General features: G+C 56.9%; 26 protein-coding genes. 17 read left to right on the forward strand and 9 right to left on the reverse strand.

The annotated features are described in order from the left end of the window. Positions 1–29: 29 nt before the first annotated feature. The 6 genes from pcaF to gcvT all read left to right on the forward strand — a co-directional run bounded on the left by pcaF (position 30) and on the right by gcvT (position 8,227). On the forward strand, positions 30–1,232 hold the full coding sequence (gene pcaF, locus KHU29_RS09450) for a 3-oxoadipyl-CoA thiolase (RefSeq protein ID WP_246541771.1): 1,203 nt from the start codon (positions 30–32) through the stop codon (positions 1,230–1,232). Between the two features lie 73 nt (positions 1,233–1,305). After that, positions 1,306–2,085: an enoyl-CoA hydratase-related protein gene (locus KHU29_RS09455; protein ID WP_211452557.1), complete on the forward strand. Its 780-nt coding sequence runs from the start codon at positions 1,306–1,308 to the stop codon at positions 2,083–2,085. A 108-nt stretch (positions 2,086–2,193) separates the two neighbouring features. Beyond that, on the forward strand, positions 2,194–3,516 hold the full coding sequence (locus tag KHU29_RS09460) for an MFS transporter (protein ID WP_211452558.1): 1,323 nt from the start codon (positions 2,194–2,196) through the stop codon (positions 3,514–3,516). A 155-nt stretch (positions 3,517–3,671) separates the two neighbouring features. Further along, entirely contained in the window at positions 3,672–4,052 is a 381-nt protein-coding gene (gene gcvH, locus KHU29_RS09465; RefSeq protein WP_211452559.1) for a glycine cleavage system protein GcvH, read from the forward strand. A gap of 35 nt (positions 4,053–4,087) precedes the next feature. Continuing rightward, on the forward strand, positions 4,088–6,967 hold the full coding sequence (gene gcvP, locus KHU29_RS09470) for an aminomethyl-transferring glycine dehydrogenase (RefSeq protein WP_425514461.1): 2,880 nt from the start codon (positions 4,088–4,090) through the stop codon (positions 6,965–6,967). 129 nt (positions 6,968–7,096) lie between these two features. Next, positions 7,097–8,227, forward strand: a complete 1,131-nt coding sequence (gene gcvT, locus KHU29_RS09475; protein ID WP_211452561.1) for a glycine cleavage system aminomethyltransferase GcvT — start codon at positions 7,097–7,099, stop codon at positions 8,225–8,227. 35 nt (positions 8,228–8,262) lie between these two features. Here the strand turns inward: gcvT and KHU29_RS09480 are convergent, their stop codons facing one another. Together KHU29_RS09480 and KHU29_RS09485 are read right to left on the reverse strand one after the other, a co-directional pair. Beyond that, positions 8,263–9,153 (reverse strand): TauD/TfdA dioxygenase family protein, encoded by an 891-nt coding sequence (locus tag KHU29_RS09480; protein ID WP_211452562.1) that lies wholly within the window; start codon positions 9,151–9,153, stop codon positions 8,263–8,265. Between the two features lie 212 nt (positions 9,154–9,365). After that, positions 9,366–10,139 carry a VOC family protein gene (locus KHU29_RS09485; RefSeq protein ID WP_211452563.1) on the reverse strand — a complete coding sequence of 258 codons (774 nt, stop codon included), beginning with the start codon at positions 10,137–10,139 and terminating at the stop codon, positions 9,366–9,368. Positions 10,140–10,400: 261 nt separating this feature from the next. Between KHU29_RS09485 and KHU29_RS09490 the strand changes: the two genes are divergently transcribed. Next, the gene (locus KHU29_RS09490) at positions 10,401–11,030 is read left to right on the forward strand and encodes a class I SAM-dependent methyltransferase (RefSeq protein ID WP_211452564.1); all 630 of its coding nucleotides are present in this window, start codon (positions 10,401–10,403) and stop codon (positions 11,028–11,030) included. A 16-nt stretch (positions 11,031–11,046) separates the two neighbouring features. Here the strand turns inward: KHU29_RS09490 and KHU29_RS09495 are convergent, their stop codons facing one another. The 4 genes from KHU29_RS09495 to KHU29_RS09505 all read right to left on the reverse strand — a co-directional run bounded on the left by KHU29_RS09495 (position 11,047) and on the right by KHU29_RS09505 (position 13,384). Then, entirely contained in the window at positions 11,047–11,985 is a 939-nt protein-coding gene (locus KHU29_RS09495; RefSeq protein WP_211452565.1) for an alpha/beta fold hydrolase, read from the reverse strand. A gap of 42 nt (positions 11,986–12,027) precedes the next feature. Beyond that, positions 12,028–12,153, reverse strand: coding sequence for a hypothetical protein (locus tag KHU29_RS22340; RefSeq protein WP_281416101.1), 126 nt, complete (start codon positions 12,151–12,153; stop codon positions 12,028–12,030). A 74-nt stretch (positions 12,154–12,227) separates the two neighbouring features. Then, positions 12,228–12,836, reverse strand: a complete 609-nt coding sequence (locus KHU29_RS09500; protein ID WP_211452566.1) for a TetR/AcrR family transcriptional regulator — start codon at positions 12,834–12,836, stop codon at positions 12,228–12,230. A gap of 107 nt (positions 12,837–12,943) precedes the next feature. Then, a complete protein-coding gene (locus KHU29_RS09505) occupies positions 12,944–13,384 on the reverse strand; it encodes a carboxymuconolactone decarboxylase family protein (protein ID WP_211452567.1) in 441 nt (146 codons plus the stop codon). A gap of 209 nt (positions 13,385–13,593) precedes the next feature. On the opposite strand from KHU29_RS09505, the gene pdxR reads away from it, so the two are divergent. Then, positions 13,594–15,027, forward strand: coding sequence for a MocR-like pyridoxine biosynthesis transcription factor PdxR (pdxR, locus tag KHU29_RS09510; RefSeq protein WP_211452568.1), 1,434 nt, complete (start codon positions 13,594–13,596; stop codon positions 15,025–15,027). A gap of 22 nt (positions 15,028–15,049) precedes the next feature. Here the strand turns inward: pdxR and KHU29_RS09515 are convergent, their stop codons facing one another. From KHU29_RS09515 to KHU29_RS09525, 3 genes are all read right to left on the reverse strand, one after another. Beyond that, entirely contained in the window at positions 15,050–15,808 is a 759-nt protein-coding gene (locus KHU29_RS09515; RefSeq protein WP_211452569.1) for a COG4705 family protein, read from the reverse strand. Positions 15,809–16,049: 241 nt separating this feature from the next. Next, positions 16,050–16,727, reverse strand: a complete 678-nt coding sequence (locus tag KHU29_RS09520) for a phosphoribosyltransferase (RefSeq protein WP_211452570.1) — start codon at positions 16,725–16,727, stop codon at positions 16,050–16,052. Positions 16,728–16,771: 44 nt separating this feature from the next. Further along, positions 16,772–17,209 (reverse strand): universal stress protein, encoded by a 438-nt coding sequence (locus KHU29_RS09525; RefSeq protein ID WP_211452571.1) that lies wholly within the window; start codon positions 17,207–17,209, stop codon positions 16,772–16,774. Between the two features lie 429 nt (positions 17,210–17,638). On the opposite strand from KHU29_RS09525, the gene KHU29_RS09530 reads away from it, so the two are divergent. The 9 genes from KHU29_RS09530 to KHU29_RS09570 all read left to right on the forward strand — a co-directional run bounded on the left by KHU29_RS09530 (position 17,639) and on the right by KHU29_RS09570 (position 25,579). Next, positions 17,639–18,076, forward strand: a complete 438-nt coding sequence (locus KHU29_RS09530) for a DUF2778 domain-containing protein (protein WP_343216046.1) — start codon at positions 17,639–17,641, stop codon at positions 18,074–18,076. Next, entirely contained in the window at positions 18,054–18,584 is a 531-nt protein-coding gene (locus KHU29_RS09535; RefSeq protein WP_211452573.1) for a hypothetical protein, read from the forward strand. The genes KHU29_RS09530 and KHU29_RS09535 overlap by 23 nt, the downstream gene beginning before the upstream one ends. 272 nt (positions 18,585–18,856) lie before the next feature. Further along, entirely contained in the window at positions 18,857–20,113 is a 1,257-nt protein-coding gene (locus KHU29_RS09540) for an ABC transporter substrate-binding protein (protein ID WP_211452574.1), read from the forward strand. 160 nt (positions 20,114–20,273) lie between these two features. After that, entirely contained in the window at positions 20,274–21,143 is an 870-nt protein-coding gene (locus KHU29_RS09545; RefSeq protein ID WP_211452575.1) for a branched-chain amino acid ABC transporter permease, read from the forward strand. Between the two features lie 53 nt (positions 21,144–21,196). Beyond that, complete coding sequence (locus KHU29_RS09550; RefSeq protein ID WP_211452679.1) at positions 21,197–22,090, forward strand: branched-chain amino acid ABC transporter permease; 894 nt, start codon at positions 21,197–21,199, stop codon at positions 22,088–22,090. After that, a complete protein-coding gene (locus KHU29_RS09555; RefSeq protein WP_211452576.1) occupies positions 22,087–22,836 on the forward strand; it encodes an ABC transporter ATP-binding protein in 750 nt (249 codons plus the stop codon). Before KHU29_RS09550 ends, KHU29_RS09555 begins: the two co-directional genes overlap by 4 nt. After that, a complete protein-coding gene (locus tag KHU29_RS09560; RefSeq protein ID WP_211452577.1) occupies positions 22,833–23,555 on the forward strand; it encodes an ABC transporter ATP-binding protein in 723 nt (240 codons plus the stop codon). The genes KHU29_RS09555 and KHU29_RS09560 overlap by 4 nt, the downstream gene beginning before the upstream one ends. A 327-nt stretch (positions 23,556–23,882) precedes the next feature. Continuing rightward, positions 23,883–24,647 (forward strand): SDR family oxidoreductase, encoded by a 765-nt coding sequence (locus KHU29_RS09565; protein ID WP_211452578.1) that lies wholly within the window; start codon positions 23,883–23,885, stop codon positions 24,645–24,647. Between the two features lie 77 nt (positions 24,648–24,724). Beyond that, on the forward strand, positions 24,725–25,579 hold the full coding sequence (locus KHU29_RS09570) for a fumarylacetoacetate hydrolase family protein (protein ID WP_211452579.1): 855 nt from the start codon (positions 24,725–24,727) through the stop codon (positions 25,577–25,579). Positions 25,580–25,581 lie beyond the last annotated feature (2 nt).

The raw sequence follows: 25,581 nt of genomic DNA on the forward strand, positions 1-25,581 counted from the left end.
AACAACTTCATCTAAGGATTTAATTAATTATGGACGCTTTTATTTGTGATGCCATCCGCACGCCATTCGGCCGTTACGGCGGCGCATTGTCAACGGTGCGCGCCGATGATCTCGGCGCACTGCCGATCAAGGCGTTGATTGAGCGTAATCCGTCTGTGAACTGGGCGGAAGTGGACGATGTGCTGTACGGGTGCGCTAACCAGGCAGGGGAAGACAACCGCAATGTCGGTCGCATGGCCGCGCTGCTGGCTGGCCTGCCGGAGACGGTGCCGGGCAACACCATCAATCGGCTGTGCGGGTCGAGCATGGATGCGATCGGCCTGGCTGCCCGCAGCATCAAGGCCGGCGAGGCCGGATTGGTGATTGCCGGCGGCGTGGAAAGCATGAGCCGCGCACCTTTCGTGATGGGCAAGGCAGAAAGCGCTTTTTCTCGCGCCGCGAAAATCGAGGACACCACGATTGGCTGGCGCTTCGTCAATCCATTGATGAAGGCGCAATACGGCATTGACTCCATGCCCGAAACAGCAGAGAACGTTGCCGCCGATTTCAATATCAGCCGCACGGACCAGGATGCATTGGCGCTGCGCAGCCAGCAACGCTGGGCCGCAGCACAGGCGGCCGGTTTCTTTACATCGGAAATCGCGCCGGTTTCCATTCCACGGAAGAAGGGCGAACCGATGCTCTTTTCCAGCGACGAACATCCTCGCCCTGAAACCACTTTCGACACGTTGCAGAAGCTCAAAGGCGTGGTTCGTCCCGATGGCAGCGTGACTGCCGGCAACGCTTCAGGCGTCAATGACGGTGCTTGCGCGGTGCTGCTGGCCTCAGCCGCTGCCGTCGATAAATATCGGTTGCAGCCGCGCGCCCGTGTGCTGGGCATGGCGAGCGCCGGGCTGGCGCCGCGCATCATGGGTTTCGGCCCCGCGTTAGCCAGCAAAAAGGTACTGGCGCAGACCGGCCTGACGCTGGCGCAGATGGATGTTATAGAACTCAACGAAGCGTTCGCGGCACAGGCATTGGCGGTAACGCGCGAACTCGGTCTGGCGGACGATGCCGTGCATGTCAATCCGAACGGCGGGGCGATCGCCATCGGCCATCCGCTCGGCGCCTCCGGTGCGCGCCTGGTCATGACGGCGCTCAACCAGCTTGAACGCAGCGGTGGCCGGTATGCGTTGTGCACGATGTGTATCGGCGTCGGCCAAGGTATCGCCTTGATTATCGAACGCGTCTGAGTACTAGCATTCGGCACGGAGGAGTCAGCCGGCATGGTTTTCCTCATCTCATCTTTCTATGGAACGCAAGCGCATGAATGATTTTCAAGATATCAGTCTGGCCCAGCCAGGCAATGGCGTGCTGTTAATCGTTGTGCAACGCCCGGAGGCGCGTAATGCACTGCGTAACAACACCTTGCGCGAAATTGCGGATGTCCTGCGCAGTACGGCGGACGACAGCGCGGTGCGCGTAGTCGTCATTACCGGCGGGCCGAAAATTTTCGCGGCCGGCGCCGACATCAAGGAAATGGCGCAGTTGGGGCCGATCGAGGCTTTGACTGATGTGCGGCCGGAATACTGGAAATGCATCGCGGCCTTCCCCAAACCGCTACTGGCAGCGGTCAACGGCTACGCCCTTGGCGCCGGCTGCGAACTTGTCATGCATGCAGACATCGTGATTGCCGGGGAGGGCGCGAAATTCGGTCAGCCGGAGATCAACCTGGGAACGATCCCGGGCGCTGGCGGCACGCAACGCCTGATCCGCACTGTCGGCAAGCCGCTGGCAATGAAAATGATATTAAGCGGGGAAATGATAGATGCGCAGACCGCACTGACAGCCGGTTTGGTTGCAGAAGTTACAAGCGACGACAAAGTGCTGGAACGCGCCACGGAGCTGGCTGCGGTGATTGCGGCCAAGTCGCCGTTGGCTGCGCGGCTGGCCAAGGAAGCAATATTGCGTTCTTTCGAGCTTGGTCTCGAAAGCGGACTAAACCTTGAGCGCAAGTCATTCTCGCTGCTGGCGGCAAGCAACGACCGCAAGGAAGGTATTGCTGCATTCATGGAAAAGCGACCCGCCGAATTCAACGGGAAATAAAGAAAGTCACAGAAGAATAATTACAGAAATAACTACGGCGATAGCCGCCTTGCTGCATCGGAAGATGCCGGGTGTCATGTCGTTTAATCAACCAGGAGAGAGACCAGCATGACTACCAATGTATTGGCCGCCAGCGCAGCCAGCCCCACAGGCGCAACCCAAGGCGACGACGCGTTATACCGCAAGGTATCAATGCGTATTTTGCCGTTTTTGTTCATCTGTTACGTTATTTCATTCCTGGACCGGATTAACATCGGCTTCGCGCAATTGCACATGCAGAAGGATCTCGGCTTCAGCGACGCGATGTATGGCCTGGGTGCCGCGGTGTTTTATATCGGTTACGTCCTGTGCGAAGTGCCTAGCAATCTGCTGCTGGAAAAATATGGCGCCCGCAAGACATTCTCTCGCATCATGGTGCTATGGGGCCTGGCGTCGGTCGGCATGATGTATGTATCCACTCCCACGCATTTTTATGCCTTGCGCTTTTTCCTTGGCGTATTCGAGGCAGGATTTTTTCCCGGCATCGTGCTTTACCTGACCTACTGGTATCCGGTGAGGCGCAGGGCCGCCGTGCTGTCGATCTTTTTTGCCGGTGTGGCGGTCGCGGGCGTACTGGGCGGTTTGATTTCCGGCTGGATCATGGAAGGCATGGCCGGCGTGTACGGCATGTATGGCTGGCAGTGGATGTTTGCGATCGAAGGGGCGCCCGCGATTATCCTGGCAGTGGTCGCCTGGTTTTATCTGGACGATCACCCAAAACAGGCGAAATGGCTGAGCCCTGCAGAAAAACAAGCGATTGAAGACAATCTTCTGAATGATCCCCGTCAATTGAAGTCGCAAAAAGGCCATTCTTTGGCAGATGCGTTGCGCAATCCGCGTGTCTACCTGTTTTCCTTTATATATTTTGCACTGACTTGCGCCGTTTTAATGCTGGTGTTCTGGATGCCGCTCATTATCCGGGATCTCGGCATCAGCGATGTCCTGCATATCAGCCTCTATAGTGCGGTGCCGAACGCGATTGGCGCAATCGGCGTGATACTGATCGCTTGGCATTCGGATCGGAAAGCCGAGCGGCGCAAGCATTTCGCTTTTTGCGTGATCGGCGGCGCCACCGCACTGTTGATGCTGACCCTGCGCCTGGATAGCTTCGTTGCCATGATGGCGATACTCTCCGTAGCGGCGGCCTTGCTGTATGCGGCGATGCCGATTTTCTGGGCTTTGACGACTAGTTACCTGTCGGGAATGGCGGCGGCCGGCGGCATTGCCCTGATCAGTAGCATCGGCATCACCAGCGGCATTATCAGTCCGTGGGTGATTGGCTTGATCAGGACGCACACGGGTAATATGGATTACACCTTATATATCCTTGCCGTTTTGCTGGTAGCCAGTACCGTCGCAGTGATGGTTGGTACCAAGGCCGACAAGGGATAATGTGCAAAAAATCAATAGCTTAGCGCATTGACCAGAATGTTCACCGATGTCCGCCATGCCAGATCGAAGCGTATCGCAGTATCATGCAAACCGTTTCGGTCGTAAAATCCGAATAAGTAATTTGAATATCATGGTTTTTTATAAAGGAGATTGGCATGGGTCAGGTGAAATATACCGTCGAGCATGAATGGTTACGCGTTGAGGACGACGGTCTGGTGACAGTCGGCATTACCGATTTTGCACAAGGACATCTGGGCGATCTGGTTTTTGTGCAACTGCCGGAAGTCGACAGCGAAATTGCCCGGGGCGACGAAGCCGCGGTGATTGAATCGGTCAAGGCCGCAAGTGAAATCATGATGCCGGTAGCCGGCAAGGTAGTCGAAATTAACACCACGTTGACAGACGAACCAGGCAAGGTCAATGACGATCCGTTAGGCGCTGGCTGGTTTTTCAAAATGAAAGTCAACGATATCGCTGAGTTGAACAGTTTGATGGATGAAGCGGCTTACGCTGCGATGATCAAAGGCCAAGCGTAAGCCACAAGCTAACGCCGCCATTTACTGTTCACAATATGAAGGATGCACCCATGACACAATCGCGGCCTGCTCTTGAAGATCTGGTACAACATGCCGATTTCATTGAACGCCATATCGGTCCGGATCACTCCCAGCAAAAGGCCATGTTGTCGATGCTCGGTTTCGATTCGATCGACGCATTGATACAAAAAGTAGTCCCGGCCGCTATCCTGGAGCGGCAGCCGCTGAAACTCGGCTCCCCGCGCAGCGAAGCGGAAACGCTGGCGGCATTGCGCCAGATTGCCAGTAAGAACCAGTTGTTCAAATCACATATAGGCATGGGGTATTACAACTGCCATACGCCGACCGTGATCTTGCGCAACCTGCTGGAAAATCCGGCCTGGTATACCGCCTACACACCGTACCAGCCTGAAATTTCGCAAGGGCGGCTGGAAGCGCTGTTGAATTTCCAGACCATGGTGACCGACCTGACCGGCATGGAAATCGCCAACGCTTCCCTGCTGGATGAAGCCACCGCGGCAGCCGAAGCGATGACTTTTTGCCAGCGCCTGTCGAAAAGCAAGAGCAACATATTCTTCGTTTCGCAAGACTGCTATCCGCAAACCATCGACGTGCTGCGCACCCGCGCCGCGCCGATCGGCGTCGAGGTGGTGGTCGGCGATCATCTTAAAGACCTGGAGCGGCTCGACTGCTTCGGCGTGCTCCTGCAATATCCGACGCTTAACGGCGAGATCAACGACTATACCGCCACCGCGCGTCTGGCGCATGGCAAGCAGGCATTGGTGGTGGTTGCCGCCGATCTGCTGGCATTGACTTTGCTGACGCCGCCGGGCGAGTTCGGCGCCGATGTGGTGGTCGGCAGCGCCCAGCGTTTCGGCGTGCCGCTTGGTTATGGCGGTCCGCACGCGGCGTATTTCGCTACGCTGGATGTACATAAGCGCGTGATGCCCGGACGATTGGTCGGCGTTTCGATCGACAGCCGCGGCCAACCGGCCTACCGCCTGGCGATGCAAACCCGCGAACAGCATATCCGCCGTGAAAAGGCCACCAGCAACGTGTGTACAGCGCAGGTGCTGCTGGCCAATATCGCCGGCATGTACGCGGTTTACCACGGTCCGCAAGGCTTGAAGACGATCGCACAACGGGTACACCGGCTGACCGCGATCCTGGCCGAAGGCTTGCGTCTGTTGCACCATCCAGTGCCAACCGCCAGCTTCTTCGATACCATCACCGTGCATACCGGCGGCCATACCCAGGATATCCACGCGGCTGCGCGCAGCCAGTCGGTCAACCTGCGGCTGATCGACGATGGCAGCGTCGGCATTGCGCTGGATGAAACCAGCACGCGCGCGGATGTGGAAGCGTTGTGGAGTATCTTCGCAGTCGGCAAGCCGTTGCCGTCGTTCGATGCATTGGAAGCCAGCGCCGCAGAACGGATTCCGGCGCCGCTGATGCGCAACAGTGCTTTCCTGACGCACCCTGTATTCAACAGCCATCACTCGGAAACCCAGATGCTGCGCTACTTGCGCGCGCTGGCAGACAAGGACCTGGCGCTCGACCGCAGCATGATACCGCTCGGCTCCTGCACCATGAAACTCAACGCGACTACCGAGATGATTCCGGTCACCTGGCCGGAGTTCGGCGCGCTGCATCCGTTCGCACCGCTTCACCAGGCCCTGGGTTATCAACAACTGGTGGCCGAACTGGAAGAAATGCTGTGCGTCTGCACCGGCTACGATGCGGTATCGCTGCAGCCTAACGCCGGTTCGCAAGGGGAATATGCCGGCTTGCTGGCGATTCGCGCCTATCACCAGAGCCGTGGCCAAGGCGAACGCAATATCTGCCTGATCCCGAGTTCCGCGCATGGCACCAATCCGGCTACTGCTCATATGGCCGGCATGAAAGTGGTGGTGGTGCAATGCGACGAACAAGGCAATGTCAATGTCGCCGACCTGCGCGCCAAGGCAGATGAACACGCCAACGATCTGGCTGCCTTGATGATTACCTATCCATCGACCCACGGTGTGTTTGAAGAAGCCATCGGCGAGATTTGCGAAATCGTCCATGCCCATGGCGGCCAGGTGTATATCGACGGCGCCAACATGAATGCGATGGTCGGTTTGTGCGCGCCAGGCAAGTTCGGTGGCGACGTGTCGCACCTGAATTTGCACAAGACCTTCTGCATTCCGCATGGCGGCGGCGGGCCCGGTGTCGGCCCGATCGGCGTCAAGGCGCATCTGGCGCCTTTCCTGCCGGGTCACCGCATGCTGGAGAAAGGCATTGCGCCGGTCTCCGCCGCACCTTGGGGCAGCGCCAGCATCCTGCCGATTACCTGGGCGTATATCACGCTGATGGGCGCGCAGGGCTTGCGGCAAGCGAGTGAGTTGGCGATCCTGAACGCCAATTACATCATGCATCGGCTGGCACCGCATTATCCGATCTTGTACAGCGGCAGCGACGGCCTGGTGGCGCACGAGGGCATCATCGACCTGCGGCCGCTCAAGGACAAGACCGGGATTACGGTGGAAGACGTCGCCAAACGCTTGATCGATTACGGTTTCCATGCGCCCACCATGTCGTTCCCGGTGGCCGGCACCCTGATGATAGAGCCGACCGAAAGTGAATCCAAGGAAGAGCTGGATCGTTTCTGCGACGCCATGATCGCGATTCGCGAAGAGATCAGGGCAGTCGAGAACGGCGATATCAAAGCCGAGCAGACGGCGTTGCGGCATGCTCCACATACTGCCCAGGATCTGACCGATGAGTGGGCGCGAGCGTATTCGCGCGAACAGGCTGTCTTTCCGTTGAAGTCGCTGCGCCAGAACAAATATTGGCCGCCGGTAGGACGGATCGATAACGTCTACGGCGACCGCAATCTGGTTTGTTCCTGTCCGCCGATGTCGGATTACGAATAAGGTCGCATGTACACAAGTAGGGTGGGCAAGTTTTTTTGCCCACGCGTTACCGAAGCACGCGTGACGTTGAGTTTGAGGTCACGCGTGGGCACAGGTGTCCACCCTACAAACTGATAAAGGACATTTTTCATGAGTGATACCGGCAACGCCGCCCCAGCGGCCCGTACACCGCTGTACCAATTGCATCTCGAACTAGGCGCCAAGATGGTGCCGTTCGCAGGCTACGAAATGCCATTGCAATATCCGAGCGGCATTCTCAAGGAACACAATCACACCCGCAGCCAGGCCGGCCTGTTCGATGTTTCGCACATGGGCCAGTTGCGCCTGAGTGGCGCTGGCGCTGCCGCTGCATTGGAATCGCTGGTGCCGGTCGACATTGTCGATCTGCCCGTGAACCAGCAGCGTTATGCGCTGTTTACCAACCAGCAAGGCGGCATTCTCGACGACTTGATGGTTGCGAATGCGGGCGATCACCTGTTCCTGGTGGTGAATGCCGCCTGCAAGCAGCAAGACACCGCGCACCTGCGGGAGCATCTGTCCGGCCTCTGTCAAATCGAAGAATTGAGCGATCGCTCTTTGCTCGCCTTGCAAGGGCCGGCAGCGGCGGCCGTGATGGCGCGCCTGGCTCCTGACAGCGCGCGGATGGTTTTCATGCAGACTGCCAAATTTACTTTGGCAGGCAGCGAATGTTTTGTCAGCCGCTCCGGTTACACCGGCGAAGACGGCTTTGAAATTTCAGTGCCGAATGCCGCTGCTGAAGCCTTGGCGCGGCTGCTGCTGGCGCAACCTGAGGTGGCGCCTATCGGTCTTGGCGCGCGTGATTCCCTGCGCCTTGAGGCCGGATTGTGCCTCTACGGCCACGACATGGATGGCAGCACCACGCCGGTCGAAGCCAGCCTGAGTTGGGCCTTGTCCAAGGTGCGGCGCGCCGGCGGCGCTCGTGCCGGCGGTTATCCTGGCGCCGAGGTGATCGCCCGCCAGCTTGAACAAGGCGTCGAACGCAAACGGGTCGGCCTGCTGTTAAAGGATCGCATGCCTGCGCGGGAAGGCGCGGAACTGGTCGACGCCGATGGCAAGCAAGTGGGCAAGGTCACCAGCGGCGGTTTCGGGCCGACGCTGGGAAGCCCGGTGGCAATGGGGTATGTCGATAGCGCACATGCGCCAATCGGCACACTGTTGCAGGCCATGGTGCGCGGCAAGGGGGTGCCAGCCGAAGTCGTCAAGACGCCGTTTACCCCAGCGCGTTATTTCCGCGGCTAAAGGACTGACGGATAAGCATGGATGCCGGTCGGCGCTCAGACCGGCACATCGCCTTCGACGGTGGTGCGGTACAGCGTACGGCGTAAATGCTGAGGCGTGATCGCCGCATAATGCACCGTGCTGCGATTGTCCCAAAACACCATGTCATGCGCGCGCCACTGGTGGCGGTAGACATTCTCGGCGCGTATCGAGTGTTCATGCAAATACCGTAGCAAGGCGTCGCTTTCAGCCTTGGGCAAGCCGACGATGTGCGAGGTAAATCCTTCGCTGACAAACAATGCCTTGCGGCCGCTTTCCGGATGCACCCGTATTACCGGGTGCTCGACTTCAGGCACTTCGTCGATTTGTTTTTGCGTCAGGTCGGCACGCCAGGGCGACAGTTTCTGCAGGCGGCGATAACGATAGACATAGGAATGCACCGCACGCCGTCCTTCCAGGGCTTGCTTGACATCGGCGGGCAGGGTTTCATAAGCATTGAACATATTGGCGAACAAGGTATCTCCTTGTTCGGCCGGTAATTCCTGCGCATGCAGCAAGGAACCCAAACTAGGTTTGGGCATGTACGACAGATCGGAATGCCAGTCGGCGCCGGCGTCCACAAGGCCGATCGGCTTGCCGTTTTCGATGACATTGGAAACGATCAGGATTTCCGGATGGCCTTGCAGATGAAAGCGGTTCAGCACATGGACTTGCAGCGGACCGAAGCGGCGGCTGAATGCTACGTGTTGCTGCGGTGTGATACGTTGTTCGCGAAATACCAGCACGTTGTGCTTAACCAGGGCTGCGCGTATGCGCGCCAGATCCTGTGCGGATACCGGCAATCGCAAATCGAGACCCAGGATTTCTGCGCCTAACGGCCCTTCGATGGGGCGGATCTCGAATGACTGGGCGACAGGAGGTGGCGACAGGGTGCTGGCGTTGGGCATGAGATGGCTCGAATATGGCTCGAATATGGCTCAAATATGGCTCGGTAAGACTCGGATAACGGAGCGGCGCGCCTGTAATGACATCATTGAACAGGTGCAATACCGTCCTAAAACGACATTACACCTGTTCCCGCATCATCACCGCAAATAATGGATTCTCATAACCATATGTGTTTTGCGGCGCAACGCCGCTGCGCTACCTGGCTATCTGTCTAGCGCTGCGTCGAGACCAAGGCAAACATGGCGCCTTGCGGATCCAGTCCCTGGACAATCCAGCTGCCGCCGGGAACCTGATGCGGGCCCATGAGGACCTTGCCGCCACCTTCGTTGATGCGCGTAACAGCAGCGTCGATGGCTTCGACATTGATGTAATACAGCCAGCAGGTGACGGGCATGTCCGGCGTTTTGGTCATCATGCCGCCGATTGGCGCGCCGCCGGTGGCGAACGTCTGGTAGACGCCCATCGGACCCATGTCGATCGCTTCGGCCTTGGTCCAGCCGAACAGGCGGGCATAGAAAGCAAATTCGCTTTCCATATCGCCGGCATGCAATTCGTGCCAGCCGATATGCCCCGGCGTTCCAGCTGCCGCCGGCGCCGGCTGGTCTTCGCTATTGCCTTTGAATAAGAAAAATCCTGCGCCGTGCGGATCTGCCGCGACGGCAAAGCGGCCGACTCCTGGAATGTCTTCCGGAGGGCGACGGATGGTGCCGCCTGCAGCCACGACGCGCCCGGCGTAGTCATCGACATCGCTGACGGCGATATAACCGTTCCAGCCAGGCCGCGCGCCCATGGCGCGTGCTTCTTCCGGGATTTGCATCAGGCCGCCGACCATGATGGTCCCGGCAGACAGTATGGTGTAAGGAGGGCCGCCCATGTCGGCGTCCTGCATGTTCCAGCCGACCACGCTCTTATAAAAAGACTCGGCGGCCTTGGTGTCGCTGGTCATGAGGTCGTACCACACAAATTTTGCTTGATTAGTAGACATTGCGTTTGACTCCTTCGCTTGGATTTGATGGAACAGAACAGTACTGCCAGGTGGACACATTGGGGATAGGGGATTCGGCAACCTGCAGCCAGCCGAAACCCCCGAATCATGCGTCCTTGAAAAAACACATTATGCACCCGCCAGCATATAGGAAAACCTGATATCGACGCTGCAGCGCAATAACCAGCAAACGTTATCCAACTAACCAGTCATGCGCTTTCCATATTGGATAATTTCAGCCCATGCGCTACAGTACGAGGCATGATACTACTGCCTGAAGACCTGGAAAAAATTGCCGCTCTTACCTTGGAGCATTACAACCAGCATGCCGAAGATTTCCGCGAAGGCACCCGCGATCACGACGTCAGCCAGAACATTGCCGCACTGCTGCGCCATATCAAAGGCACGCCGCCTTTCTCGATCCTGGATGTCGGCTGCGGCCCGGGGCGCGACCTGCGCACATTCAGCAAGCTCGGTCACGTTGCTGTCGGCGTTGAAGGCGCGGCGCGTTTCGTTGAGATGGCGCGGGCGGACAGCGGCTGCGAAGTCTGGCATCAGGATTTTCTCAAACTCGATTTTCCGGACGCTCGTTTCGACGGCATCTTCGCCAACGCGGCACTGTTCCATATCCCCGGCCAGGAACTACCGCGCGTCCTGCGGCAATTCCATGCAACGCTGAAGCCTGATGGCGTATTGTTCAGCTCCAACCCGCGCGGCAGCAATCAGGAGGGCTGGAATAGCGGACGTTACGGCAGCTATCACGATCTCGCGGCATGGCGCCATTTCATGTCCGACGCCGGCTTCTCCGAACTTGAGCACTACTACCGGCCCGACGGTCTGCCGCGTGAGCAGCAGCCATGGCTGGCCAGTGTCTGGCGCAAACAATCATGAAAAATTTGAGCGGCGACTAAATGGTTTCCGGTGCAGGTGATATTTCAAGCCTGACAAATTGCCTTGTCGCTTCTATCACGCCCGGGTCTTTCAACAGCCGGCGATGTCCCAGGTTGCGTGTGCTGAGCAGTTGCCCATCGGGCAATTTTTCCATCAGCAACTGGGCTGAGCGAAATGGCACGATGTTGTCGTCGCAATCATGTATCACCAATGTAGGCGTGCCTATCCGCGGCGCGACATGGCCGGCGCCCATGCGTTCGAAGAGCATCCCTTCGCGTGCTTCGAGATAGGAGACCATGTCTGCACGAACGCTTTCACGGATGCCGAAGGCGAGAGCGTAGTCACGCGTTGCCTGCAGCATGGAAACCGGTGCCGCAATCAGCACCAGTTTGTCCAGCGCCAGCCCTAATCCCAACCCGTTCGCCGCAGCAATATATGCCGCAGCGCCGCCCATGGAATGCCCAACCAGCGCCCGCACTCTGCCAAGGCGCGCGGCTGCATAAGCCAACGCCCGTACAAACTGCGGCAGCGTGCTGCTCCACGCCGAACTGCGCCCGTGCGCCGGCTGGTCTATGACAACCACGGCCCAGCCGGCGGCGCTCAAGGCGTCGGCCAGGGCGGTCATTTGCAGACCCCAGCCGGCCCAGCCATGAGTCATCAGCAGTTGCGGGGCATTCTCCGGCGCCGGCCAATGATAGAGGGTGATCGAGGCGCGCTCAAAAGAGAGGGACTCAACGCGCACATCAGGCGGTGCTGTCAAATTGCGTGAAGCCAGCTTACCCGGAATCGGCGTGCAGAATAAGCGGGCGGCGATGCGGGGAGTCAGGTTAGGGGCGACGAATTGCGACAGGCGCATGCCAGCCCTCAACAATTTGAACAGATTGCCGACCGGAGTCTTGTTAGCTGCTTGAGCCTTCGCGGCGAGCGGCTGGCTTGAGGCGGGATGCATATCCATGAAGACTTCCCTATAAGGTATGAGGCTGCGGTTGGGGTACAGTCAAAAGAAGATGAAATCGTCGTTGCAGTCAGGAACGGATTGTCCTGTCAGGAAGATCAGGCGCCATACAGTCAGGCCGGCAGCGGCAACGGTAATCAAAGCGATGCATCCGGTAATAATCAACATGACAATCCTTTATCGCACAGTCGTGCGAAAGTTGTTTGGTAAAAATCGCAAATCCAATCCAGGCATGGCGCTATTTATGCGTGATAGTTGAAACTGCGATAGGTCGAGGTCAGGCGCTCATAGGCGTTGCGCACCCTGTCATGCGCCTTGGGGTCACGCAGAAAACGTGCGTCATGCATCAGGCCGACCATCAGGCTGTAGATTTCGAATACCAGTTGCTCCGGGTCGGTATCGGGCCGCAAATGACCGGCATCCAGCGCCTGGATGACACAGCGGCGCAATACTGCACGCCATCGCAATACGTTATGTTGCAGCCGCTCGCGCATCGGGCTGTCAACATCGTCGTATTCAAAAGCGCCAGCAACATAGATACAGCCGCTGACATTGCAGGCGCGCGAGATCCAGTTCATCACCAGCGCGTTGAGGCGGGGCAGGCCGCGCGGCTGCCTCATCGCGGGTTCGAACACGTCGGCGGCAAAACGCCGGTCGAATTCATTCAGCACTGCTTCGTGCAAGGCTTCACGGGAACCGACGCGCGAGAATACGCCGCTTTTGCTGATACCTAGCCGCTTCGCGACCTCCCCCAGAGAGAGACTTTCCAGTCCCTGCGTGGCAACCATATTCAATGCCGTATCGACAATGGCTGCCAGGGTGAGTTCGCTTTTTTCGGTATGGGTATCCATGTGTCGCAGTTTAGCACTGTCGTGCGAAATGTCCAGGGTAATTTTTGCACGGCAAAAAACGGCGCCGGCTCAATACGCGGCGCCGTCTTGAACATTAGACATCGTTCTTATTCGGTTGGCATCTTCCGGAACCCGACAGCCAGCCGATTCCAGCTATTTATAGTGTTGATGGCAAGGCTCAGATTGACCATTTCGGCAGGATTGAATTGCGCGCTCAGCATGGCGTAATCGGCATCCGGCGCATGGCTTTGCGAAATCAGCGTGAGTGCTTCGGTCCAGGCTAATGCGGCACGTTCACGGGCACTAAAGAACGGCGCTTCGCGCCAGGCCGTGACTGCGTACAGGCGGCGTTCGCTTTCACCGGCCTTGCGTGCATCTGCAGTATGCATGTCGATGCAGAAAGCGCAGCCGTTGATTTGCGAAGCGCGCAATTTGACCAGTTCCAGCAGCGATGGCTCCAGGCCCAGTTTGCCGACCGCGCCTTCGAGCGCAATCATGGCTTTCATGGCGTCGGGGGAAGCTGTGTAGAAATCGATACGGTTTTCCAAGATACTCTCCTTGTGTGGATCATGTGTGAGCTGAGAGCTTGCATCATAAGAGTTGGCGACACGGCATTGGATAGCCAATTCGGCCAAAAAACAGGAGGCCACTCAGCTTGTGATTTGCACTGGACTGGCAGGCATGCTAAAACCGCATGGTTTCATTTGGGAAAGCAGGGGCGTGCGGCCTGCATCGCTGATCGTTTTTTGGAGCTGTTATGGAATTGCATGTCGTCATCGACGGCGATAAGGATCTGGCGGGGCAGGTCTATCGGCAAATCAAGGAAGCCATTCAATCAGGACGGCTGGCGGCCGGCGAGCAAGTGCCGCCGTCGCGCTTGCTGGCGCAACAGTTGCAGGTATCGCGCAAGACGGTGTCGGAAGCCTACGCGCGATTGACCATGGATAAATTGCTTGCCGGCCAGATAGGTACCGGCACCTTTGTTACCGCGGCGACGCAGCCACAGCCAAGTCCACGCCGCTTCGCAGCTAAGGATCTGGCGGCTGGCGCCACGCTCAAGAACTGGCTGGGCCGTTCAATGCCGTTGCAGCCGCCGGAACGACGCTCTGCTTATGATTTTTTTGGCGGCGGCGCCGCAAAAAGCCATTTCCCTCAGGCCGAATGGCGCCAGTGCATACTGCACGGCTTGCGCAAGAGCCAGGCTGCGCGCGGCTATTATTCGGAACCGCAAGGATTGCCGGCGTTGCGCGAAGCGATCGCCCGCCATAGTGCGTTTGCCCGGGGAGTGCAGTGCGGGCCGATGGACGTGCTGGTCACCAACGGCGCCCAGCAGGCGATCGATTTGGTGGCGCGGGTGCTGATCGAACCCGGTTGCACGGTGGCGGTTGAAGATCCCGGTTATCCACCGGCGCGGCTGACGTTTGCCAGCCAGGGCGCGCGTATCGCCTGCATCCCGGTCGACGCCGAAGGAATGATGGTTGCGCACATCCCCGACGATACCCGTCTGATCTATGTCACACCCGCCCATCAGTTCCCGCTCGGCATGCCGATGAGTCTGGCGCGCCGTAAAGCGTTGCTGAAACGCGCCGGCGAACTTGGCGCGATCATCATCGAAGACGACTACGATAGCGAATTCCGCTATCAGGGGCGGCCCACCGATTCCCTGCAAAGCATGGATAGCGAGGGCCTGGTGGCCTTTGTCGGGTCGTTTTCGAAAGTCATGCAGCCGGAACTGCGTATCGGCTATCTGATTGCGCCGCCTGCGATACGGGAAGCCGTGACCGTCGCCAAGCATCTGTGCGACTGGCACGCGCCGACCATGATGCAATGGGCGCTGGCCAAGTTCATCGACGATGGTTATTTGCAAAAGCATATCCGGCGCTGCCACGCGATGTACGCCAGCCGCCGCGAAAAGCTGTTGTCGCGTTTAAATGCTGATCTGGCGCCGTGGCTGCAGCCGATAGCGGCCACCGCAGGCTTCCATCTGACAGCATTGGCGAGCAAGGAGGTCGACATGCGCCAGCTGTTACAGCTGGCGCGACGGGTCGATGTCGGTTTGTATGCGATCGATGTGTTTTATCATGAAATGCCCCCGGTACCGGGACTGTTCTTCGGCTACGGGGCGATAGAAACACTGGATATCGAGCCGGCGCTGGATCGGGTCAAGGCGATCCTGACGGAGATCGCCTAACAGCATCGCCTTTACCTCTACCTTAATGAGCTTGTTTTGCCGGCTTTTGGCGGAAAAACAACATGCAGGTCAGGATGAATGCAAACAGCGCCAGCGATGCGGAATAGCGGCTTAACGCCAGGCCGCCGGCACTGAGCGGTTTATCAAGGAAATCGCCGACTACGGCGCCAAGCGGACGGGTAAGAATGAATGCGGCCCAGAACAACGCGGTGCGCGATATGGCAGTCCGGTAATAGGCGACAGCCAGCACCGCCAGAAGGCCGCCGAAAACCAGCGCGGCGCCGGTATAGCCGAGGCCGGCGGTATCAGCCGTCCAGTCGCCCAGCGCCGTACCCAAGGTTTGGGAAAACATGATGGTCAGCCAGTAGAACATTTCGGCCTTGGGCGAGTTGACGGTGTCGACCGAAATCGAGCCGAGCGAGCGATACCAGATTGCCAACGAGCCCATCAGCAAGACAAACAGCAGCGAACTTCCGCCTGCATAGCCGATGCCAAGCGAACGGTCCGCGAAATCGGCCAGGGTGGTCCCGACTGTTGTGGTCGCAATGATGGTTGCCCAATAAAGAGCCGGGTTGAATTTCTTCGCTTTGATTTGGGCAAATACGGCAACCAGGAAGATTGCGGCGAAAATGGCCGTCGCCACGAGGTAGCCCAGGTTCATCGACATGGATACGGCGTCGCCACCGGTTTCACCCAGTGTCGTGGCGGCTATCTTGATGATCCAGAAGATCAAGGTCACTTCTGGAACCTTGCTCAAACGATGTGCGGTAGTTGAATTCATGCGAGTTCCTTTTTTGCTGATCAATGTGTTCACGATGTGTTCACTGCGGCCGGGAGGCGGACGGATTTGAATGAAACGCTGCTGACAGTCTGAATCTCGAGACTTAGCTGAGCCATAGCAATGTATTTGCTATATTGCCAAGTTCTGAGTGGGCATGCTGTTGCCATGTTCACGTGTTCATGCCTCACGTTACCATGGGGAAACGGTTTGCTGATCTGCGATCTGAGTTGCCGGTCGGGAGCTAATTGCCGGATTCGGATTCTTCACCGTTGCGATTCGAAGAAAGTATGCTGATCACTTCGTCATCTTCGACCTGGCGATAATCTCGATAGAATTGCTGAACTGCAAAGAAATTTGTAGAGGAATGGAGACAGCACACTTTATCGGCCAGCGGCCTGATTTGTTCGAGGCTCTCCGACGCTGCCACAGGCACCGCGCAGACCAGATCGGCAGGTTGTTTTTCCCGGACTGCATGTAATGCGGCAATCATGGTCGCGCCGGTCGCTATCCCATCGTCAACGATAATGGCGGTACGACCGCGCGCGGAAATCGCCGGTCTGAGCGGCGTGTATCGCGTGCGGCGTTGTGTTAACGCCTGCAGTTGCCGCGACTTTTCTTCTTTTAGATAAGTTTCTGTTTCGCCGAATTCTTCGGAAAAAGGAAGGACATAAGTCCAGCCGCTCTCGTCAATGGCGCCGATCGCGCGTTCCGGATTCAAGGGCGCGCTAAGCTTATGCACCAGCACAATATCCAGCTCCCCAAGCAGCAAATCGGCCATCACTTTTCCCATGGGGACTGCACCCCTGGGAATTGCAAGTATCAACGGCTGGCGCCCTTTGTATTCAAGCAAATGAAAAGCAAGGATTTCCGCCGCCTCTGTCCGATTTGCAAAAATATGCGGTCTATCCATTTTTTTCATCCGTGTTTTCACCCATTAAAGGGCAAGCCACACAGCCTTAAGCCTTAGCGAAATACCAGCACCGGTTTCTTGCCATGAGTCAGCACTTTCTGGGTCTCGCTGCCGGCCAGGATCCCTCGCACGCCTTTCCTGCCATGCGAAGCCATGGTGATCATGTCGCATCCCTTGTCTTCGGCCATTTTGAGGATTGCTTCATAAGGATGGTCGCTCACCACATATTCCGTGTCGCATGGAACCCCGGCTTCTTGTGCGGCCCGTTTTATGGCGTCAAGGAACTTGTCAGCTTGCGCTACGCCTTCCTTGTCGAATTGCTCTTTGGTTTCGGTCAGCGTCAGCAGGTGCCGGCTGAAAACATGATATTCGGGGATTACGTGCACGCCGGTTACCGTGGCGCCGGTTTCTTTGGCGAACAGGATGCTTTGCCGAATCGCAGCTTCGGAAGCTTCTGAACCATCCGTGGGTAATAGTAGATGCTTGAACATTTTTGTCTCCTTGAGTTTGGTTTCCCGACACAACAAGACTGTCTGGACAGGCATATTTTCAATCTCGTTTCCTATGGCGAGACTGGCGTTATCCTGATTAAAGGATATGTAAAATATTGAGGAAATGCCAGTTACGTATTTCGTGCAGGATCGGCCTGCGCAGCCTTCGCGACGCCGCTGATCGAGTCGGTCGAGCCGGTCGAGGGCGGCCGGGATTCACGTAAAATTTGTTAAGAATTGATCTAACTGTGGTGGGTCAGTTTTCGATGCAAATTAACAAACACAGGGCATGTCTGGCGATCCAGGCGCTGCGCAGGTTCTTACATCGAGAAATATTGCAAAAATATTAATTATGCAAATATAATGTTCAATAGATAACTCTAAGGAATCATTTTGATTGAATGCCGCTTTGCACTGAATGACAAGCCGATGAGCGCCTTTTCGATTGGCGGGTTATCTGTTCCGGCGTTTTCTGGAAAAGGGACAGATGTAAATAGACGTATGGCGATGTGTAATCGCAATACAGGGCCAATACCTGCCGGAACGTACTACATTTTTGACAGACAGTCTGGTGGGCTACTCGGACCATTGAAAGAAATACTGAATTTAAACGGTAATGACAAAAGAAACTGGTTTTCACTCTACGCCATTGATGACAATATCGATGACGACAAAGTCATTTGCAATGAAATTATTCGGGGCGAATTTCGCTTACATCCTAAAGGGCCTTTAGGACTAAGCGAAGGTTGCATCACCATTGAACATCTCGGCGATTGGGGCCGTATACGCTCTCCCTTAAAACGCGGGGAACAATTCTCTGTTCCAGGCTCTGCCCTTAAAACCTATGGCAGAGTTACCGTTCGATGAGCCAATTTTATCGATTTCTTTTAGTTGCATTATGGTTGGTGCTGGGGACTTTAGGTATTGCCATTTGGTGGATTTACCATCCAGATACCGCCCTAAATTTTTCTGGCGCTGCATGGATGTGGCTAATAGACATTTGCGGCGCAAAGACCGCCGCAGAAATAACCGACGTCGCGTTTGTTTTGTCGATTTTTTGCCTTGGCGTTTTAACGTTGATTTTTTTGCGCCTCTTTCACAGCGTGTTTACGAAGAAATGAAGACGTTTCCCCAATTTTTGGTCATCACACTGTGGCTGCTGCTGGCTACATCAGGTCTGGCGACCTGGTGGATATATCACCCGGAAACTGCTTTAAGTTTTTCCAACCCGGTATGGGAGCGGGCTCGTGATATTTACGGCGCGAAGAACGCTGATCAGGACACTGATTTAGCATTTCTCATGTCTGTCATTTGCCTTTGCGCGTTGACGTGGTTTTTTTTGAGGCTCTGTCGCCGCTTATTCGCGAAGAAATGAACAGTCGTCATTGCCTGTCATAAGCTCAGTTCGCACCCCGCCCGGCAGGCTTGTCCGGACCAGAATAGTGTCCTATATTAAAAACAACAAAGTTGTTGATGAGTACGCAAGTACATTTGCCGATTCTGCACGAAATGTTGATGTATTGGAAAATGCGAGAGTTGCAGCATCGGCTTTATGGCCCATGGCCTGTCCAGAAGGTGATCTTGGCTCCCATGAGAACGCGGTCAAGCTACAACCGGCAAGGTTGGCAACCATAGAAGGAGAACAAAATGGGCGATCACACAGCAATCGGCGACAGGCAACGGAGGACGGTTCTCAAGGCTGCGGCGGCGGCGGGCATTTTGCAAGTTGCTGCCCCATTCATTGGCAAGGCCTACGGTGCGGAGCCGATCAAGTTCGGGCTCAACGATCCTCTTACAGGAACTTACGCAGAACTCGGCAAAAACGAGCAAATCGGCTGCGAACTTGCTGTGGAGCAGATCAACGCCAAAGGCGGTATTCTCGGGCGTCCGGTGCAACTTCTGGTGGAAGATTCAACCAGCGCCGACACCGGTACGGCGGTGCAAAAGGCGCGCAAGTTAATCGTGCGCGACAAGGTGGATTTTCTGCTGGGTAATGTCAATTCAGCGATGGCGCTGGCTATCGGCCAGGTCTCCAACGAACTCAAGACATTGCATATTGTTACCGGTGGGCACACCGACCCCGTAACCGGCACCGATTGCCACTGGAATGTATTCCGGGTCTGCAATACCACGCGTATGGAAACCAATGCCGTATCGAAAATCCTGTTCGAAAAATACGGCAAAAAATGGTTTTTCATCACTCCGGATTATGCGTTCGGGCATACCCTGCAACAGGGCTTCGAGGTCAGTCTCAAGAAGTTCGGCGGAATAGAGGCCGGCGCCGCATTGACTCCGCTCGGCACGAGCGACTATTCACCGTACCTGATCAAGGCACAAGCGGCCAATCCGGACGTGATCATCTTTCTGACTGCGGGAGGCGATGCGGTCAACTCTCTCAAGCAGGCCGTGCAATTCGGTCTGGACAAGCGCTTCCATATCGCCGGTGCCCAGCAGGAACTCGAAGTGCTGGAAGGGTTGCCTCCCAATGCCCGTATCGGTACCTGGGTGTTCGAATGGTACTGGAACCAGCCGAATGTGCCGCATGTGGCCGAATTCGTCGCCGCGATCAAGAAAAAGGCAGGCCGGGTGCCAACGGCACGGCATTGGTTCGGCTATACCGCTGCCTGGACTATCGCACTTGTCGCCAATCAGGAAAAAACCTTGGATGCAGTTAAACTTGCCAAGGCCCTGGAAGGATTCAAGTTGCCGCCCGAAGTGGGGCTGATGCCCGACACCCCGTTCTATCGGGCCGGCGATCATCAGCTGATGCCGAACTTGTATGTCGGACACGCCGTCGAGAAAGGATCCCAACCGGAAGATCTGTTTCATGTGGATACCGTCGTCAAGGGTGTCGATGCCGCATTGCCGGTCGAACAGACGGGTTGCAACATGAAATGGTCCTGAAAGCGCTCCTGAAACGTCGGCCAGGATCCTTAAAGACGGCATATCTGGGAGCGCGCTCTTTCATGCCGCGTCTGGCGGACAGGAAGGAATCGCCGAGCCACCCGGGCCACATTTTGCAGCCCACGCGACCAGACGAGCGGACTGCATCGGCGAGGCGAGCATGACCCAACTTATCCTGTTCAATATCTTCAACGGGATCATCATCGGCGCGTTCTATGCGCTCATGGCGCTCGGCCTTTCCTTGATCCTTAACCTGAGCGGCGTCATCAACTTCGCGCATGGCGGTTTCCTGGCGCTGGGTGCCTATATTGCCTATACGTTGATGCCTTACATCGGCTTCTGGACTGCCTTGCTGATTGCCCCGGTGTTAACCGCCGTGTTGGGATTAGCGGTGGAACGCGTCCTGATCCGCCGGCTTTATGGCCGCGACCCCGTGTACAGCTTGTTGCTGACTTTCGGGCTGGCTTTCATGCTCCAGGACGGCACGCGCTATATCTGGGGGCCACAGACCCTGCCTTACGAGATACCCGCTGCGCTCGCCACGTCGCTGAACCAGACCTTGTTTTTTTTGACCGGATACCGCTTGCTCATGATGCTGCTGGTGACAGCGGTGGTGATCGGCCTGTTCCTGATTCTCAACCACACCCGGCTTGGCATACGGATCCGCGCCGGGACTTCCGATCTCGACATGGTGTCTGCGCTGGGAGTAAATGTACGGATACTGCGTAACCTGAACTTCGGCCTGGGCATCTATCTGGCCGGACTGGCCGGCGTGCTCGCCGCCGGCATGCTCGGGCTTGAGCCGACGATAGGCGACGCCCTGATCATGCCAAGCTTCGTCACCATCATCGTGGGTGGCCTCGGCAGCCTGCCTGGCACTTTGCTGGCCGGGATATTGATCGGGGTGGCATCGAGCGTGACCTCGGTATTCTTCCCGTCGGCGACCGAGGCGGTGATGTACGTGATGATGGCGCTCGTGCTGCTGTTAACGCCGCGCGGCTTGCTGGGCGAAGAAGGGAGGGTGCGGTGAATAGCCGATACAAATTCGCAAGTGATTTGGCGATCTGGGCCGTGTTGTTCACCATGCCCTTCTGGATGGGCTGGATCGGCGGATACACGGCGTTAGGAAGCCGCGTCCTGATCATGGCGCTTGCTGCCATATCGCTTAACTTCCTGCTGGGCTTCACCGGCGTGCTTTCCTTCGGTCATGCCGCCTATTTCGGTTTGGGTGCATACGGCGTAGGCATGACGATCAAGTACCTGACCCCCAGTACACCGCTTGGCATCCTGGTCGGCGTGGCGGTCGGCACGGCGGCGGCAGCCGTCATCGGCGCACTGATCGTCAAGTTGCGTGGTGTCTACTTCGCCATGGCGACGATCGCTTTCGGGCAAGTGTTCTATTTCATCGCGTTCCGCTGGAATGCCGTCACCGGCGGCGATGACGGCCTTTCTGGCTGGCACCGCATGCCGATCGACCTGGGGTTTCGGACCATCGACATTTTGGGCAATGACAAAATATTCTATTATCTGGTGCTGATCTGCTTCGTCGTCGCGATCGCCATCATGGCAGCTTTGCTGCGTTCGCCGTTCGGCCGCACACTGCTGGCGATTCGCGAAAATGAACGGCGCGCTCGGTTTCTCGGCATTTCCATAGAGCGGCACATCTGGTTGTCTTTCATGATCTCCTGCGTGTTCGTAAGCCTGGCCGGCACGCTCTACGCCTTGCTCAACAATTTCGCCGATCCGCACGGCCTGCATTGGAGCCAATCCGGCGATTTCGTCATCATGACAGTGCTCGGCGGCATGCGTTCACTATGGGGGCCGCTGCTCGGCGCGGCAATCTTCGTTGTCTTGCAAGACTACATTTCCAGCCGAACCGAGAACTGGATGTCATTCATCGGCCTGCTTTTCATTTTGGTGGTCCTGTTTTTTCCACGCGGAGTCCTCGGCATTATCCGCGGAAAGGAAAATTCATGAGCTTATTGACGGTCGAAAACGTCTCCTGCCATTTCGGCAGCCTGTGTGCAGTCAATAACGTATCGATGAGCATCGAAGCTGGTGAGCTGCGCGCGGTGATCGGCCCCAACGGCGCCGGCAAGACGACTTTCTTCAATTTGATCAGCGGCATGTTTCTCCCCACTACGGGACGGATCCTGTTTGACGGGCAGGATATTACCGGGATGCCTCCCCATCTGCGTGTGACGATGGGCATGGCGCGCACTTTCCAGATTACGGAGGTGTTTCCGGAACTCTCAGTGCGCGATAACCTGCGCATTCCGGTGGAAATCGAAGCGGGTTACCAGCTGAGTCCGTGGTTATCGCGGACCGCGAAGGGGAGAGTACGGGAGCGCGTCGATGAACTGCTCGCGATGGGAGGGCTGGATGCAAAGGCCGATCGTCTCGTCGGAGAATTATCGCCGGGTGACCAGCGTTCCACCGAGATCATGATGTCTCTCGCACTTAAACCCCGTCTGCTTCTGCTTGATGAACCGACCGCCGGCATGGGCGACCAGGAAACGTACGATATCACTCAACTGATACGAAACCTGCACAAGAATCTTGCGCTGTCGATGGTTCTTATCGAACACGACATGCGCGTCATTTTCCGGCTGGCCCAGCGCATCATGGTACTCGCGGAAGGCCGGGTGTTGGCCGATGGCACACCCGGCGAAATTGCCGCAAGCGAGGACGTGCAAGCCGCTTATCTGGGGAAAACCAAGTGACTATCCTGGAAGCCGAAGGCTTGCACACGTTTTATGGCAAGAGCCATATTCTCCACGCAGTATCGCTTCAGGTAGGCGAAGGGGAAATCGTCGCGCTCTTGGGACGTAACGGCGCGGGCAAGACCACCACGCTACGCAGCTTGATGGGATTGACGCTCGCCCGTGAAGGTACTGTGCGCATCCTGGGCAAGACGACAACTGCCTGGCCGCCTTACCGTATCGCTGCCCTGGGTGTTGGATATGTTCCTGAAGGGCGGCGCATTTTTCCGAATCTGACAGTTGAAGAAAATCTCATGGTCCCGCTAGAGCGCCCGGGTCCGTGGGCAATCGAGCGGGTCTACAAACTGTTCCCGCGATTGAAGGAGCGCAGCGCGAACCAAGGCCGGCAATTGTCGGGGGGAGAGCAGGAGATGTTGGCAATTGCACGGGCGCTGATGCTCAATCCCAAGCTTCTGTTGCTCGACGAACCGTCGCAAGGACTGGCGCCGCTCCTGGTTCAAGAGGTATTCGATGTGATCGCGGCGATGCGCCATGAAGGTATCTCGGTGCTGTTGGTCGAACAAAACGTGCGTGCCGCGGTAGAGATTGCCGACAACGCTTGTGTGCTTAGTGACGGACGTGTGGTTTTCCAGGGTGCTGCCAGCGAATTTGCAAGCGACGAAGCGCGGGTGCGTTCTCTGGCCGGGGCGAGCGTTGAAAATTGGGAAAATACGGAATAACCACGATAATAGTTAAGCCCAAACCACGGAAAGCAGCATCACGGCAGCCACTTCCAGCAGGTCGCCGACACCGTGAGCAATCATTGGCGCCAACAGGCTGCGCGAGCGTCATTATTTACCGTATATCGTGGCACAACATTGCTCATAGGCAACGTTGCGTAACGCTGTTGCCTTGTGCTGGATTGCGGCGCATTCTGGTGATGGCTCGCAATTACTTATTGCAAAGCTAAAATTTAACCATTATTATTGGTCCAACCAATGGACCTATGGACCGATGCCGACAGAGATCATCCAGATTCCTGACAAAATAATTTGGAGGCGACTTTAATGAGACTACAAGGAAAGCGCGTTTTGGTGACCGCGGCCGGGCAAGGCATAGGACGCGCCAGCGCCTTGATGTTTGCAAGAGAGGGCGCGCAGGTCTTGGCTACCGATATAAACCAAAGCACATTGGACGAAACTGCCGCGCTTGCCCGCGCTGACGGCGTCGCACTGGTCACGCAGCATCTTGACGTCACCGACGCCAAGGCGGTGGCCGCACTGGCGCAATCAGATTCGCATTTCGACGTGCTGTTCAATTGCGCCGGTTATGTCCACCACGGCAGCATCCTGGATTGTTCGGAACAGGACTGGCAGTTTTCCTGGGATCTCAACGTCTCCTCCATGTATCGCATGATTCGCGCGCTGTTGCCGGGAATGCTGGCGCAAGGCGGTGGTTCCATCATCAATATGGCGTCGGCTGCATCAAGCGTCAAAGGCGTACCGAACCGATTCGCCTATGGCACGACCAAGGCAGCGGTTATCGGCTTGACCAAGGCAGTCGCAGCAGATTTCGTAACCAAAGGCATCCGTTGCAACGCAATTTGTCCAGGCACCGTGGAATCGCCCTCATTGGAAGCGCGGATCAAGGAGCAGGCACGTCAGCAAGGCGTCGATATTGCCGAAATCCGGGCGGCGTTCGTCGCCCGCCAGCCGATGGGAAGGGTAGGCAAGGCCGAAGAAATCGCTGCCCTTGCGCTTTACCTGGCATCTGATGAGTCGGCCTTTACCACCGGCGCCATTCATCTGGTCGATGGCGGCTGGTCGAACTGATTCTGACACTGATACTGATACTGATACTGATACTAATCCAGCCTGAAGGCGACCGCGTTAACTGTGAAAGAGAATCCATGAAATTGTTGAGATACGGCCAGAAAGGCCAGGAAAAACCCGGCGTACTGGATGCACAAGGACGTGTGCGTGATTTGTCGGGTGTGATCGCGGATATTGCCGGCCGCCACCTGTTACCGCAAGAACTGGACAAGTTGCGCGCCTTGAATCTGGATAGCCTGCCGCTGGTTGCAGGTACACCGCAACAAGACCTGCGTCTCGGCCCGTGCGTGGGCGCAGTCGGCAAATTCATTTGCATCGGTTTGAATTACTCCGATCATGCCGCCGAATCCGGCATGGAGGTACCGGCGGAGCCCGTGGTGTTCAATAAATGGACCAGCGCAATCTGCGGCCCGGACGACGACGTCGAAATCCCGCGTGGTTCCTTGAAGACCGATTGGGAAGTGGAGCTAGGCGTGGTGATCGGCACCGGCGGGAGTTATATCGATGAAGCCGATGCGCTCAAGCATGTCGCCGGCTATTGCGTCATCAACGACGTATCCGAACGCAAATACCAGCTCGAACTGGGCGGCACGTGGGACAAGGGCAAGGGCTGCGACACCTTCGGCCCGCTCGGACCGTGGCTGGTAACCGCCGACGAGGTGGCGGATCCGCACGCACTCAACCTGTGGCTGGAAGTGGATGGCCATCGCTATCAAAACGGTAATACCGCAACCATGGTATTCCAGGTTCCGGCGCTGGTCAGCTATCTGAGCCGTTTCATGAGTTTGCAGCCGGGCGATGTGATTTCTACCGGCACGCCGCCAGGTGTCGGCCTCGGGCAAAAGCCGCCGGTCTATCTGCGCGCAGGCCAGGTGATGCGGCTCGGGATTGACGGCCTCGGCGAGCAACGCCAACACACCATCTCACTTTGAAC

The sequence above is a fragment of the Collimonas antrihumi genome (assembly GCF_018304965.1).
GTDB lineage: Bacteria > Pseudomonadota > Gammaproteobacteria > Burkholderiales > Burkholderiaceae_D > Collimonas > Collimonas antrihumi.

Coding starts and splice junctions, on each gene's coding strand:
- pcaF (WP_246541771.1), top strand. CDS start 30: ATGGACGCTTTTATTTGTGATGCCATCCGCACGCCATTCGGCCGTTAC.
- KHU29_RS09455 (WP_211452557.1), top strand. CDS start 1,306: ATGAATGATTTTCAAGATATCAGTCTGGCCCAGCCAGGCAATGGCGTG.
- KHU29_RS09460 (WP_211452558.1), top strand. CDS start 2,194: ATGACTACCAATGTATTGGCCGCCAGCGCAGCCAGCCCCACAGGCGCA.
- gcvH (WP_211452559.1), top strand. CDS start 3,672: ATGGGTCAGGTGAAATATACCGTCGAGCATGAATGGTTACGCGTTGAG.
- gcvP (WP_425514461.1), top strand. CDS start 4,088: ATGAAGGATGCACCCATGACACAATCGCGGCCTGCTCTTGAAGATCTG.
- gcvT (WP_211452561.1), top strand. CDS start 7,097: ATGAGTGATACCGGCAACGCCGCCCCAGCGGCCCGTACACCGCTGTAC.
- KHU29_RS09480 (WP_211452562.1), bottom strand. CDS start 9,153: ATGCCCAACGCCAGCACCCTGTCGCCACCTCCTGTCGCCCAGTCATTC.
- KHU29_RS09485 (WP_211452563.1), bottom strand. CDS start 10,139: ATGTCTACTAATCAAGCAAAATTTGTGTGGTACGACCTCATGACCAGC.
- KHU29_RS09490 (WP_211452564.1), top strand. CDS start 10,401: ATGATACTACTGCCTGAAGACCTGGAAAAAATTGCCGCTCTTACCTTG.
- KHU29_RS09495 (WP_211452565.1), bottom strand. CDS start 11,985: ATGGATATGCATCCCGCCTCAAGCCAGCCGCTCGCCGCGAAGGCTCAA.
- KHU29_RS22340 (WP_281416101.1), bottom strand. CDS start 12,153: ATGTTGATTATTACCGGATGCATCGCTTTGATTACCGTTGCCGCTGCC.
- KHU29_RS09500 (WP_211452566.1), bottom strand. CDS start 12,836: ATGGATACCCATACCGAAAAAAGCGAACTCACCCTGGCAGCCATTGTC.
- pdxR (WP_211452568.1), top strand. CDS start 13,594: ATGGAATTGCATGTCGTCATCGACGGCGATAAGGATCTGGCGGGGCAG.
- KHU29_RS09515 (WP_211452569.1), bottom strand. CDS start 15,808: ATGAATTCAACTACCGCACATCGTTTGAGCAAGGTTCCAGAAGTGACC.
- KHU29_RS09520 (WP_211452570.1), bottom strand. CDS start 16,727: ATGAAAAAAATGGATAGACCGCATATTTTTGCAAATCGGACAGAGGCG.
- KHU29_RS09525 (WP_211452571.1), bottom strand. CDS start 17,209: ATGTTCAAGCATCTACTATTACCCACGGATGGTTCAGAAGCTTCCGAA.
- KHU29_RS09530 (WP_343216046.1), top strand. CDS start 17,639: ATGAGCGCCTTTTCGATTGGCGGGTTATCTGTTCCGGCGTTTTCTGGA.
- KHU29_RS09535 (WP_211452573.1), top strand. CDS start 18,054: ATGGCAGAGTTACCGTTCGATGAGCCAATTTTATCGATTTCTTTTAGT.
- KHU29_RS09540 (WP_211452574.1), top strand. CDS start 18,857: ATGGGCGATCACACAGCAATCGGCGACAGGCAACGGAGGACGGTTCTC.
- KHU29_RS09545 (WP_211452575.1), top strand. CDS start 20,274: ATGACCCAACTTATCCTGTTCAATATCTTCAACGGGATCATCATCGGC.
- KHU29_RS09550 (WP_211452679.1), top strand. CDS start 21,197: ATGCCCTTCTGGATGGGCTGGATCGGCGGATACACGGCGTTAGGAAGC.
- KHU29_RS09555 (WP_211452576.1), top strand. CDS start 22,087: ATGAGCTTATTGACGGTCGAAAACGTCTCCTGCCATTTCGGCAGCCTG.
- KHU29_RS09565 (WP_211452578.1), top strand. CDS start 23,883: ATGAGACTACAAGGAAAGCGCGTTTTGGTGACCGCGGCCGGGCAAGGC.
- KHU29_RS09570 (WP_211452579.1), top strand. CDS start 24,725: ATGAAATTGTTGAGATACGGCCAGAAAGGCCAGGAAAAACCCGGCGTA.